Annotated in this window: 12 protein-coding genes, 1 pseudogene and 1 riboswitch; of the genes and pseudogenes, 6 read left to right on the forward strand and 7 right to left on the reverse strand. The window is 65.3% G+C overall.

Annotation, left to right across the window (positions count from 1 at the left end):
• Positions 1–132: 132 nt before the first annotated feature.
• Positions 133–263: riboswitch (cobalamin riboswitch) on the forward strand.
• Positions 264–441: 178 nt separating this feature from the next.
• From DK874_RS01845 to DK874_RS01860, 4 genes are read left to right on the forward strand one after another with little or no spacing between them, the layout of a single operon-like run.
• Complete coding sequence (locus DK874_RS01845) at positions 442–822, forward strand: acyl-CoA thioesterase (RefSeq protein WP_114312285.1); 381 nt, start codon at positions 442–444, stop codon at positions 820–822.
• Entirely contained in the window at positions 819–2,978 is a 2,160-nt protein-coding gene (locus tag DK874_RS01850) for a 5-methyltetrahydropteroyltriglutamate--homocysteine S-methyltransferase (RefSeq protein WP_114312287.1), read from the forward strand. The genes DK874_RS01845 and DK874_RS01850 overlap by 4 nt, the downstream gene beginning before the upstream one ends.
• Positions 2,962–3,933, forward strand: coding sequence for a ribonucleotide-diphosphate reductase subunit beta (locus DK874_RS01855; protein WP_114312685.1), 972 nt, complete (start codon positions 2,962–2,964; stop codon positions 3,931–3,933). The genes DK874_RS01850 and DK874_RS01855 overlap by 17 nt, the downstream gene beginning before the upstream one ends.
• A gap of 12 nt (positions 3,934–3,945) precedes the next feature.
• On the forward strand, positions 3,946–5,616 hold the full coding sequence (locus DK874_RS01860; protein ID WP_114312289.1) for a ribonucleoside-diphosphate reductase subunit alpha: 1,671 nt from the start codon (positions 3,946–3,948) through the stop codon (positions 5,614–5,616).
• On the opposite strand, the gene DK874_RS11965 is transcribed toward DK874_RS01860, so the two are convergent.
• Together DK874_RS11965 and DK874_RS11970 are read right to left on the reverse strand one after the other, a co-directional pair.
• Positions 5,613–6,032: an aquaporin gene (locus DK874_RS11965; RefSeq protein ID WP_275887328.1), complete on the reverse strand. Its 420-nt coding sequence runs from the start codon at positions 6,030–6,032 to the stop codon at positions 5,613–5,615. The two genes, DK874_RS01860 and DK874_RS11965, sit on opposite strands and share 4 nt — an antisense overlap.
• Before the next feature lie 74 nt (positions 6,033–6,106).
• A pseudogene (locus DK874_RS11970) lies at positions 6,107–6,334 on the reverse strand (aquaporin); the annotation flags it as partial.
• Positions 6,335–6,420: 86 nt separating this feature from the next.
• On the opposite strand from DK874_RS11970, the gene DK874_RS01870 reads away from it, so the two are divergent.
• Positions 6,421–7,281: a TroA family protein gene (locus DK874_RS01870; RefSeq protein WP_114312291.1), complete on the forward strand. Its 861-nt coding sequence runs from the start codon at positions 6,421–6,423 to the stop codon at positions 7,279–7,281.
• 52 nt (positions 7,282–7,333) lie between these two features.
• Here the strand turns inward: DK874_RS01870 and DK874_RS01875 are convergent, their stop codons facing one another.
• From DK874_RS01875 to DK874_RS01895, 5 genes are all read right to left on the reverse strand, one after another.
• On the reverse strand, positions 7,334–7,492 hold the full coding sequence (locus tag DK874_RS01875) for a hypothetical protein (protein ID WP_240307584.1): 159 nt from the start codon (positions 7,490–7,492) through the stop codon (positions 7,334–7,336).
• Positions 7,493–7,518: 26 nt separating this feature from the next.
• Positions 7,519–8,025 (reverse strand): CHRD domain-containing protein, encoded by a 507-nt coding sequence (locus DK874_RS01880; protein WP_240307586.1) that lies wholly within the window; start codon positions 8,023–8,025, stop codon positions 7,519–7,521.
• An 8-nt stretch (positions 8,026–8,033) separates the two neighbouring features.
• Positions 8,034–8,660, reverse strand: a complete 627-nt coding sequence (locus DK874_RS01885) for a ferritin-like domain-containing protein (protein ID WP_114312292.1) — start codon at positions 8,658–8,660, stop codon at positions 8,034–8,036.
• Between the two features lie 71 nt (positions 8,661–8,731).
• On the reverse strand, positions 8,732–9,346 hold the full coding sequence (locus DK874_RS01890) for an anti-sigma factor (RefSeq protein WP_114312293.1): 615 nt from the start codon (positions 9,344–9,346) through the stop codon (positions 8,732–8,734).
• Positions 9,336–9,893 carry a sigma-70 family RNA polymerase sigma factor gene (locus DK874_RS01895; RefSeq protein ID WP_114312294.1) on the reverse strand — a complete coding sequence of 186 codons (558 nt, stop codon included), beginning with the start codon at positions 9,891–9,893 and terminating at the stop codon, positions 9,336–9,338. The genes DK874_RS01890 and DK874_RS01895 overlap by 11 nt, the downstream gene beginning before the upstream one ends.
• Before the next feature lie 498 nt (positions 9,894–10,391).
• Here DK874_RS01895 and DK874_RS01900 point away from each other — a divergent pair, with 498 nt between their 5' ends.
• Entirely contained in the window at positions 10,392–11,384 is a 993-nt protein-coding gene (locus DK874_RS01900) for a pyridoxal phosphate-dependent aminotransferase (protein WP_114312295.1), read from the forward strand.
• Positions 11,385–11,449 lie beyond the last annotated feature (65 nt).

Here is an 11,449-nt window from a genome sequence, read left to right on the forward strand (position 1 = left end):
CTGGCTAAGATACGGGAGGGGTCGGTTCCCCAAGGTGTCTCAAATGTAGTGGCCAATTACACCGGTATTGACCCGGCAATCAACATATGGTAGCCTCCCTGGCAGGACACCCAAAACTTGGGGTGTCCCGGCCGCGATGCCAGGCCGACAGGCCTGGACGCCTTCTGGCGGTGGGGGAAGTCCGGTGCAAGTCCGGCGCTGTCCCGCAACGGTAACCGGCCCCGTCCGGAAGCCCGAGTACCCGCTTCGCGGCCTTACCCCGTAGCCCTCGAGGCAAGGGTGAAGGTGGTGATGCCTGTGGGACCCTAGACCCTTAACCCCCTCACAAACTGTGGCCCAGAGCCGTGGGGCCAAGCGGCTATCGGCGTAAGGCAACAGGGGTTTGCCCTTCCCTGGCGAAAGGGGGTCATCCCTTCCAGAGAAGGATGCGGGGAGTTTCGCATGAAGGAAACGCGCATGGTGCATACCGTTTTCCCTGGGGAAACCAACCATTACGGAACCCTTTTTGGCGGCACCGCCTTGGCCTGGATGGACCAAGCGGCCTTCGTGGCCGCCACCCGCCATGCCCGGCGGAAGGTGGTAACCGTTCACTCGGATGCGGTGGACTTTAAGCGCCCGGTGCCCTTGGGCTCCATCGTGGAGCTCAGGGCCCGGGTGGTAGAGGTGGGCCACACCTCCATGCGGGTGGAGGTAGAGATGTGGGTAGAGCCCATAGAAGCGGGTAAAGAAGCCTATCTGGCGGCCAGGGGAGGCTTCGTGCTGGTGGCGGTGGACGAAAGGGGGCGTCCCGTTCCTGTGCCCCCCTTGGGAGGGGAGAGATGATCCGCACCCTGGGCTTTGGTCTACCCCGCCTGGGCCCTAACCTGGAGTACAAAAGGCTCCTGGAGGGTTTCTGGTCGGGGCTCCTCTCGCAAGAAAAGCTCCTAGCAGGCTTGCAGGAGCTGGAGGGCCTAAGGGCAACCGCCTATCGGGAGGCGGTGGACCTCCACCCCGCAGGGGAGCTCAGCCTCTACGACCCCATGCTGGACCTGGCGGTGGCCTTGGGCCTCTATGCGGCGCCCGCGGGGGACCTCGAGGCCTACTACGCCCTAGCCCGGGGCAATGGGGCTCTTCCCTTAAGGAAGTGGTTCGGCACCAACTACCACTACCTGGTGCCCCGCCTCCCAGAGAGGCCCCAGTACGCGCCAAGGCCAGGCTGGTTTCCCTACCCCATAGGTGCCCCTCAAGAAGAGGGGCTTCCCACCCTGATCGGCCCCTACACCTTGGTGCGGCTGGCGCAAAACCCGCCCGCCTCCCCCATGGAGGTTCAAGCCCACCTCGAGGCCCTAGGAGAGGCCTACGGGGAGCTCCTGGGGTGGGCCGGGGGCCGCACCGTCCTCCTACAGGAACCGGCCTTGGGGCTGGACGGCGCGGGGGACCACCTGTCCTGGCTGTTGCCGGTTTACCGCACCCTGGCGGAACGAACCCCCTTGGTCCTCCTCACCTACTACCTGCCCCTGGAGCCAGGGGTGGCTGAGGCCCTAGCCCAGTTGCCCCTGAAAGGGCTAGGCCTGGTGTACCAGCCGGGAAGCCCCCTGCCCCACCCCGCCCCGGGTACGGCCCTGGTCCTGGGGGTGGTAGAGGGGAACGGGGTGTGGCGTACGGACCTGGCCGCCCTCCAGGAGGCCCTAACTCCCGTGGTGGAGGCCGGGCAGGAGGTCTGGCTCACCAGCAAAGCTCCCCTCTTCCACCTGCCCTGGCGGGTGGCCGAACCCTTGCCCCCTGGGCTAGAGGGCCGGCTGGCCTTTGCCGTGGAACGGCTGAAGGAGCTCTCCCTCCTCAAGGGGCTTCTTCTGGGAGAGGGCAACCCTGAGGCCCAAGCCTGGCACACTCCCCCCCTCCCCTGGGACCGGGTTCCTTCCCCTATCCCCCCTTCCCGTCCCTCCCGGCAGGTTCGGCGCCAAGGGCAAAAGGACCTGGGCCTTCCCCCCTTTCCCACCACCACCATCGGCAGCTTTCCCCAGACCCAGGAACTGAGGGCGCTCCGCCGGCGCCTGCGCTCAGGGCAGCTGGACCCCGCGGCCTACCGGGCAAGGATACAGGAGGCCATCCGGGAGAACATCCGCCTTCAGGAGGAGCTGGGCTTGGACGTTCTGGTCCACGGGGAGCCAGAACGAAGCGACATGGTGGAGTTTTTTGCGGAGCGCTTGGAGGGCTTCCACACCACCCAGGGGGGTTTTGTCCTCTCCTACGGGAGCCGGGTCTGGCGCCCCCCCATCCTCTTTGCCCCGCCCAAGCGCCGGGGATCCTTGGTCCTGGAGGAAACCCTCTACGCCCAAAGCCTCACCCCCAAGCCGGTAAAGGCCATCCTCACAGGCCCCATCACCCTGGCCGCCTGGAGCTACCTGCCCCAGGGGGTAGGGTTCCGGGAAACCGTCTTGGCCCTGGCGGAGGCCCTGCGGGAAGAGGTGAAGGAGGTGGCCGCCCAAGGGATCCGCATGGTGCAGGTGGACGAACCCGCCCTGCTGGAAAAGCTCCCCTTGCGGGAGAGGGAAAGGCCCGGCTACCTAGAGGTGGTGAGGGAGGCCTTCTTGCGGGTGGTGGGGGATCTGCCTCCCGGGGTGCAGGTGCACCTCCACCTCTGCTACTCCGACTACGCCGCCTTAAGGCCCTTCCTGGAGGCCATGGACCCGGACGTGGTGAGCCTCGAGGGGGCCAGGCAGGACCCGAGCTTCCTGGAGGCCCTAGCGGACCTTCCCGTGGACCTGGGCCCCGGGGCCTTTGACGTCCACTCCCCCCTGGAGGCCAGGGTGGAGGAGATCCTAGCCCGGCTCCAGGGTTACCTGCGGCACCTGCCCCCGGAGCGCCTATGGGTGAATCCCGACTGCGGCCTCAAAACCCGGAAGCCGGAGGAGGCCGTGGCCAACCTCAGGAACATGGTGGAGGCCACCAAAAAGCTAAGGGAGCGCATGGGAGGAAAGGATGCTGACAGAACCTAGACCCCACTACCGCCCCTACGAGTACCCCAGGCTTCTGGACTATCGGGACGCCATCCGGCACAGCTACTGGCTCCACACGGAGTTTAGCTACACCGCCGACGTGCAGGACTACGCCCTCGCCCCCAAGGAGGTGCGCTCCCTGGTGGAGCGCTCTCTCCTCGCCATCGCCCAAGTGGAGCTTTCCGTGAAGCTCTTCTGGGCCAGGGTTTACGAGGTCTTCCCCAAACCCGAGGTGGCGGAGGTGGGCATGACCTTCGCCGAAAGCGAGGTGCGCCATGCCAACGCCTACGCCCACCTCCTGGACCTCCTGGGCCTCGAGGACCGCTTCCAAGAAGCCCTGGAAAGGGAAACCGCCCTCCGGGAAAGGCACCGCCGGTTGGGAGAGGTGCTGGCCCATGCCCACAAGGGTAGCCTTAGGGACTACGCCCTGGCCCTCCTCCTCTTTTCCGCCTTCACCGAGCACGCCTCCTTGTTCTCCCAGTTCTATGTGCTCATGGCCTTGAACAAGCGCCTAGGCCGGTTCAAGGGGATCTCCAACGCCATAGAAGCCACCAGCAAGGAGGAAAACCTCCACGGACTCTTTGGGGTGGAGCTCCTTCGCATCCTTAAGGAGGAGAGGCCCGACCTCTTCGGGCCCACCTTTGCCCAGGAGGTATGGGACCGGGTCCAGGCCTTCTTCCGGGCGGAGGAGGCCCTCCTGGACTGGATCTTCGCCCAAGGAGACGTGGCGGCGGTGGCAAGGGATGAGGTTCTGGAGTTCTTGAAGTGGCGGTACAACCAGACCCTCTCCCTCCATGGCCTCCCCGCCCCCTTCTCCGTGCAAAGGGATCTCCTGAAGGACACGGAGTGGTTTGACCTGGAGCTGTTGGCGGACAAGGAGGTGGACTTCTTCAACAAGAGAAGCGTGGCCTACGCCCGCAGGGTGCAGAGCTACGATCCGGAAAGCCTGTTTTGAGGGAGGGTAAGGATGCTAAAGACCAAGAGGGAGTACAAACCCTGGTACTGGGCCAACGAGTGGACCCGCCTCTACATGAGCCGGGGCTATCTCCTCCCCGGGGTGACCGTGGAGGAGCGTGTAACCCAGATCGCCGACCGGGCGGAGGCCCTTACGGGGATTGAGGGGTTTTCCCGCAAGTTCCAGGAGTACATGGCTAAGGGCTGGTACTCCTTGGCCACCCCCATCTGGGCCAACTACGGCCTCAGGCGGGGCCTACCCATCTCCTGCTACGGCACCTATGTGGAGGACGATACCGCCTCCATTCTCAAGGCGGTGGCCGAGATCGGCATGATGAGCAAGCAGGGCGGGGGAACCTCCGTCTACCTGGGCACCTTGCGACCCAGGGGGGCCCCCATTCGCGACAACGGGGAGAGCAACGGCTCCTACGCCTTTGCCTCCCTCTTTGACCGGGTGATTGAGGTCTTCAACCAGGGTTCCACCCGCCGCGGCCAGTGCGCCGCCTACATCCCCATAGAGCACCCTGATTTTGAAGAGTGGCTGAAGGTCCAACGGGAAGGAGGGGAGATCCAGTCCCTCTTCTGGGGGGTTTCCGTGGGGGACGTCTGGCTGGAAGCCATGGTGGCCGGGGATAGGGAAAAGCGGGAAAGATGGGCCAAGGTGCTCAAAAGCCGGGCCGAGGTGGGCATCCCCTACCTCTTCTTCCGGGACAACGCCAACCGCCAGGCCCCGGAGGTGTTCAGGAAGCTGGGGAAGACCATCCACGCCTCCAACCTCTGCACCGAGATCATGCTCCCCTCCGGCCCCGAGGAGAGCTTCGTCTGCTGCCTTTCCTCCTTAAACCTTCTCCACTTTGACGAGTGGAAGGACACGGATGCCGTGGAAACCCTCACCGTCTTCCTGGACTCGGTGCTGGACGATTTCATTGAAAAGGCGGAGGGCATCCCCTACATGGAACGCGCCGTGCGCTTTGCCAAGCGGTATAGGGCCATCGGCATCGGAGTCCTGGGCTGGCACAGTTACCTGCAGTCCAAGGGGATCCCCCTGGAGAGTCCCGAGGCCCTGTTCCTCAACAACCTCATCTTCAAGACCATCCGCGAGAAGGCGGAGGAGGCAAGCCGCTGGCTGAGAAAGCGCCACCCTGAGGACGAGCTGGCCCAGGTCATGGAAAGGCGAAACGCCACCCTTCTGGCCATCGCGCCCACCAAGAGCAGCTCCTTCATTCTGGGCCAGGTATCCCCTTCCATTGAACCCTACACCAGCAACTACTACCTCAAGGACCTGCAAAAGGCCCGGGTACCCTTCAAAAACCCCTTTCTGGAAGAGCTGCTTCGGCAAAAGGGCAAGGACGAGGAACGGGTGTGGCGGAGCATCCTGGAAAGGAATGGCTCCGTGCAGCACCTGGACTTCCTTACGGACGAGGAGAAGGACGTCTTCAAGACCTTCGCCGAGGTGTCGCAAAAGACCCTTATCAACCTAGCAGCCGCCCGGCAGAAGCACATTGACCAAGGCCAGTCCCTAAACCTGGTAATCCACCCCGAGGCACCCCCCAAGGACGTGAACGAGCTCTACCTGCACGCCTGGCGGAGTGGGCTTAAGGCGCTTTACTACCAGTTCAGCTCCAGCGCCGCCCAGGCCTATAGCCGCGACCTCCTCCTCTCCTGCCGGGCCTGCGAGGGCTAGCCCTTGAAAACCCCAAGGCGGTGGTAGAGGAGGGTGGCCCCCAGGGCTCCCAGAAGGGGGAAGAGGGCCGGGACCAGAAGATAGGGGCTAGCGGCTCCCTCTACCCCCAAAAGGCCCGCCAGAAGCCTGGGGGAAAGGTCCCGGGCAGGGTTGAGGGCAAAGCCGCCAGGCCCTCCCAGACCATAGCCCACCGCCGCCACGGTGAGGCCCAGAAAGAGGGGAAGAAGCCGGGTGTCCCGTGCGGCTACCAGGATGACGGCCATGAGGGCGAAGGTGCCCAGGGCCTCGGCCACCGCCGGGCCGGTCCAGCCATAAAGGGCCTCGGGCGCGGTGCGCAGGAAGCCCGGCCCCGTGGAGAACACGTTGGGCATCCCTTGGGCAATAAGCCCCTCCCGGTAGGCCAGGAAGGCCCCCAAAGCGCCCAGGAAACCCCCGGTAAATGCCCTATCAGGTAAAGGGGAACCAGGCGCCAGGGAAAGAGGCCAAAAGCCGCTAGGGCCAAGGTCACCGCCGGGTTCAAGTGAGCCCCGGAAAGGGGCCGACTGGCCAGAACCCCCACCAGCACCGCCAGCCCCGATCCCAAGGCGATGGCGTCATAGCCATAGGCACCCGGGGAGAGCCGGGGCTCCAGCAGCGCATCGGCCGCACTGCCCACCGTCAGAAGGACCAGGAGAAAGGTTCCAAGGAGCTCACCAATGAAAGCCTTTGTCACGCGCATCACCTCCTGTCGCTATAACCCACTCATACTAGCGGCCTTTCGTCAGGTAATGGTCAAAGAGAGGAAAGAGGGTTAAGCTTAAGAGGGTGCGGGTGGTCAGCCTGGTGCCCTCGGGAACCCTCCTCCTAAGGGCCTTGGGCCTCGAGCCCGTAGGGGTAAGCCACAGCTGTCCTAATCCCCAGGGCGTTCCCGTGGTGACGGAAGGCCTTATCCCCAAGGGCCTCCCCCAGGAGGAGATCGACCGGCGGGTGCGGGAGGCCCACGGGAGGGGGGAGCCCCTCTACAAGATCCGGGGGGAGGTGCTGGCAGCCTTAGAGGCAGACCTGCTGGTCAGCCAAGGGGTCTGCCAGGTGTGCGCGGTCACCCCCCAGCAGGCGGCCCTGGCCACCGCCTTCTTCCCAAGGCCCCCCAGGGTGTTGGAACTCCGGGGCACCCAGCTGGAAGGGCTCTTCCTGGATATATGGGCCCTGGCCCAAGCCCTGGACGTGGAGGAGAGGGGAAGGCATCTGGCTCAGGAGATTCGGGAAGGGCTTTCCCGTCTGCCCCCGCCTCCCCCTAGGCGTCCCTCCGTGGCCTTTCTGGAGTGGCTGGACCCCCCCTACCTGGGCGGGCACTGGGTACCGGAGCTGGTGGCCCTGGCTGGGGGCCGGTACCTGGGGCCTAAGCCGGGTACGCCCAGCCTGCGGGTGGACCCCATGGACCTTCCGGAAGCGGAGGTGGTCTTTATGGCCTTCTGCGGCTACAGCCTCGAGGAGGCCCTGGCCGCAGTGGCGGACCACCGGGCAAGAGGAGGGTATTTGGACCGCTATCTTCGGGGACGGCAGGCCTACCTTCTGGACGCTGGGCCCTTCCAGGCCCTGACCCACCGGGTGGCAGAGGGGGTCTGGACGTTGGCCCACCTTCTACGAGGGAAGGGGGTTTCGCCTCATCTAGCCAGGCCTCTTTGAGGGGTAGGCAAAAAGGGGGGTAGCCCAAGGGCTGCCCCCCCTACCCCGGGTCCTACGAGGTTCGGAAACGGCCGTTTAGGCCTTGGGGGAAGAATCCACCCATGCTGACGCCGGTGTTGCCGGTGAGGTAGACGATCCTAAGCACCTCGCTCACCGTGCGCCCGAAGGCCACCCCATTGGCATCCGCGGGGACCAGGTTGGCCTTCTTCATGGGATATCTCCTCCCTTTCCCATCTCCTACCGCACTTGGATTTGCCCCCGCAGCTCCCCGGCACGGAAGGCGGCGGTGTGGATGTCCAGGTAGAGCTCTCCCCGGAAAAGCCGGGAGCGGTCCTCGAGGCCAAGCTCAATCCGGTCCAAAAAGGTGGCGCTCCTCCCATCCGGTGCGGGGTTGACCCGCAGAGCCTGAATCAAGGGTCCGTTCTGTCCCCGGGGGCCCCGGTGGAGGTGAACGGCGCTGATGAGCCGAGCGTTGAGGGCAGGATCGTCCACCGGGTCCCGGGTGTAGTCGCGGAAGGAGCCGGCCAGGTTGGCCACCGCCCCCTGGAGCAGAAGGCTTGGCCCCTGCACCTCCACCCTCACCACCGCCAGGGCCGGGGTGTCCACGGGATTAGGCACCACCTCCGCCCCCGTCATGAGGACGGCCCGGACCAAGCCCCCCTGGGCCTGCGCCGAGTCCAGAAAGACCGCCACCCAGCCTGCTCCCAGTAGACCGGCCAGGGTCAGCGCGTCCCTACGGTTCACCCTACCCCCTATTTGCGGATGAAGCCCTGAACCGCCTTGGTGGCTTCCTCCGGGGTGATGGCCTTGGCGAAGGCCCGGCCCACGGGGGTCTGGGGACCCTCCACCTTACTCCCTAGCTCAAGCACGGCATCCCGGGCCAACGCCAGGTGGGCCTCCTCGTTCATGGCTATGCTGGCCGCCGCCGAAAGAACCGCCTTGTTCTGGATCAGGGGAATGGCCCCTAGATAAGCCCCGGTGAAGGCGGTTTCCAAGGCGATCAGGGTTTCCAAAACCTTAAGCCGGCTAGCCGCATCAAAGCGGAGGTCCCCATAGGTGAACTGGGGCCGGGCCACCGGGGTGGCCTTGAAGGGTCCCGCTATGGTGTCCCTCAGCGCCTGCACATGGGCCTCCTCGTGCTTGAGGGCCTCGGCCAGGTAGTCGCGGATATCCCCCGGGAAGGGAACCATCAAGGCCCGGGTGTAGAAGTCGCTGGCCAGGTACTCCGCGGTGAGGGCCAGGTTGAGGATGTCCAGGTCGCCGATCCCCTTGGACTGGGCCAAGGCCTGGCCAAGGAACCCCTTGGCAAAGGCCGCGGAGAGCCCGGCTGCGGTCAACACCTTCACAAACTGCCTGCGCACCATGGTTTTCTCCTGCATAACCTCACCTCCCTTGAGAAGGCCTCTTCGCCCCCTCGCTCTGCCCTTCGCAGGGAGGTGGGGTTTTGGACTTAGCGGGGAAGACCAAACAGGATGGTGGGCTTGGGGCTTCCCCCAGGTGGCTCCAGGGAAACCGCAACCGCGAGGGCTTCTGGTGGCAGGCGAAGGCTTTTTAGGGGCAGACGGAAGGTGGATAGGGGCGTGGGTTCGCCGTGGCCAAGACCCCAAGCTTGGAACACCCTTCCCTTGGGGGAAGACCGGTTCAACAGAACCAGGGCGGTCCGGTCAGCCTTTAGGATTACCCGGCCCACCATCTCCCCTTGAGGACTCACCAGGGCGAAGACCTGGGTAGCGGGTTCCCGCAGGGCCAAGAGCCAGGTTCCCCCCAGGAAGGCCCCATACCCCAGGGCTAGAAGCAGAAGGGCTGCCGCCACCCGCCCCAGCCAAGCCCAGGGAAAGGAACGGTGGGCACGGATGCGCCTCATGACCTTGGCTTCCAGCCCCGGGGGAACGGGTGCGGGCGGATCCCCCTCAGCCAGGTGAGCGGCAACCTCCATCAGGGCCTTGGCCTCAGGCCAAAGCTCGGGGTAACGGGCCAAGGCCTCCTCCACCCGGGAGCGCTCCTCCGGGGAAAGGGCGCCTAGGGCATAGAGGGGTAGGAGTTCGCGCACCTCCTCAGGGCTCACGGAGCACCTCCTTCAAGCGCAATAGGGCGCGCCTAAACCGGGTCTTTAGGGTGCCCAGGGGGATCCCCAAAAGCCTGGCCGCTTCCTGGTGGGAGTGGCCGTGGTAGTAGAGAAGCCGGATCGCCTCTCGCTCTTCCGGATCAAGGCGCCTCAGGGCCCCTTGGAGACGGATGCGGTCCAGATGGCCCTCCTCGTTCAGGCCGTCCCCCGGAAGGTCGAAGGCCTCCTCCGCCTCGTCCACCTGAGGCTCCAGGGGCTTAGGACGGGCCTGCAGACGGCGGACGAAGTCCACAGCGGTGTGGTGGCCGACGGCCAGGAGCCACGCCCGTGCCGGGGCCCGCCGGGGGTCAAACTGGCGAGCGTTCTTCCACACCCTGAAAAAGGCCTCCTGCACCACATCCTCCTGGGCGTTGGCGTCTAAGCCCATCCTCCTGGCTAGGGCCAAAAACGCTCCTGCATAGCGCCGGAAGAGCCACCGGAGGGCTTCCTCCTCGCCCCTAGCCACCAGGGCTAGGAGGGCTTCATCGGAGAGACCCTCGAGGCTCATCCTTCGCCCATCCTATCCTACGCACACCCCCTGGGGGTTGGTTTTAGCGCCCTTCCCGAAGCCAGCTGGCTCTAGAATACCATTCACTTCCTGCTCTCAAGAGCTCCTTGAACTTCTGCAAAGCTCTAGCCCGGCCATCCCGGCTTCCGAGTCGGGCTCCGGCGAACACCCTTAGGCCCTGTCTCCCTCCTGGAGGCCCGCAGCCGGTTCCACCGCCCACCCCCAGGGGAGGAGGCCCGCTACACCTTCCCGGTCCTCGCCCCCCAGGACCCCAGGCACTACGTGCGCCTGGCGAGCCGGATGGGGTACCGGAGGAGAGGGCACCTGGACTATCCCTCCCATGCGACCCGAGGGGATCCTCGCCTAACGCCAGGCACCCATTCCTGCGGCGTGGGGCCAGACCTTGGTCCACCGCCATTTCCCAGCCACCCCCCTTCCCTACCCGAGATCGTCGCCCCGCCTAAGATGCCCTCAGGAACCCCGCCCTACCATGGGGTTATGTTGGACGACGTCTTGAAGCCCATCCATGGCGGTCCCGACGGAGGGCCTGAACCCCTTTACGACTTCTCCACCAACGCCAACGCCCTGGGCCCCAACCCCGTGATCCTGGAGTACCTGGAGGCGAAGGACCCAAGCCGCTATCCCGACCCCCTTTACCGGAACCTTCGGCAAATGCTGGCGGAAGCCCACGGGGTCACCATGGAACAGGTGGCGGTGGGCACGGGCAGCAGCGAGCTCATCCACCGCCTGGCCCGCTGGAACTACCTAAGGGGCCCCATCCTCCTCCTGAAGCCCACCTTCAGCGAGTACGCCCGGGCCGCTAGGGCCCTGGACCTACCCCTTTGGGAGGCGGAAACCCCGGAGGACTTCCTAAGGCTTCTTCCGCGAAGCTCCCTGGCCTTTCTTTGCGTGCCCAACAACCCCACAGGGGAGGTTTACCCCTTTTTGGAGGAAGCGGCCGAAAGGGCGGGCGGAGCCTTGGTCCTGGACCTGGCCTATTATCCCCTCCTGGAGGGCCCTCCTCCCCTGCCCCAGGAAGCCTGGCTCCTCTTTGGCCCCAACAAGGCCCATGGCCTTACGGGGTTGCGGGCCGGGTACCTGGTAGCCCCCTTGGACCTCACCTATTTCCAGCACCTGGCCCCTTCCTGGCCGGTTTCCGTGTACGGGGAAGCCCTCCTGGAAGGCCAACTGGACCCCAGGGCCCAGGCGTGGCTGGAGGAGAGTAAAAGGGAGCTCCAAAGGCTTAGGCGCCTTCTGGCCCAGGGCCTGAGGGGCCTGGGCCTCGAGGTGCGGGAAAGCCCCGCCAACTTCCTCCTGGTGCGGGTGGGTCGGGCCACGGAGGTGGCAAGAGCCCTCCGAAAAGGGGGCATCCGAGTGCGGGACGCCACCAGCTTTGGCTTAGGGGAGTGGCTCAGGCTTTCCGCCCAAAGGGAGGAGGCCATCCAGGCCCTTTTGCAAGCCCTAAAGGAGGTCTTGGCCCGGGTACACTGAGGGGATGAAGGACCTAGCCCCTTGCCTCAAGGAGACAACTTGCCTATGGGAGGCCCTCTATCCCT

It is taken from the genome of Thermus caldifontis (genome assembly GCF_003336745.1).
GTDB classification, from domain to species: domain Bacteria; phylum Deinococcota; class Deinococci; order Deinococcales; family Thermaceae; genus Thermus; species Thermus caldifontis.

Coding starts and splice junctions, on each gene's coding strand:
- DK874_RS01850 (WP_114312287.1), top strand. CDS start 819: ATGATCCGCACCCTGGGCTTTGGTCTACCCCGCCTGGGCCCTAACCTG.
- DK874_RS01875 (WP_240307584.1), bottom strand. CDS start 7,492: ATGAAGAAGGCCAACCTGGTCCCCGCGGATGCCAATGGGGTGGCCTTC.
- DK874_RS01855 (WP_114312685.1), top strand. CDS start 2,962: ATGCTGACAGAACCTAGACCCCACTACCGCCCCTACGAGTACCCCAGG.
- DK874_RS01860 (WP_114312289.1), top strand. CDS start 3,946: ATGCTAAAGACCAAGAGGGAGTACAAACCCTGGTACTGGGCCAACGAG.
- DK874_RS01885 (WP_114312292.1), bottom strand. CDS start 8,660: ATGCAGGAGAAAACCATGGTGCGCAGGCAGTTTGTGAAGGTGTTGACC.
- DK874_RS01900 (WP_114312295.1), top strand. CDS start 10,392: ATGTTGGACGACGTCTTGAAGCCCATCCATGGCGGTCCCGACGGAGGG.
- DK874_RS01845 (WP_114312285.1), top strand. CDS start 442: ATGAAGGAAACGCGCATGGTGCATACCGTTTTCCCTGGGGAAACCAAC.
- DK874_RS01895 (WP_114312294.1), bottom strand. CDS start 9,893: ATGAGCCTCGAGGGTCTCTCCGATGAAGCCCTCCTAGCCCTGGTGGCT.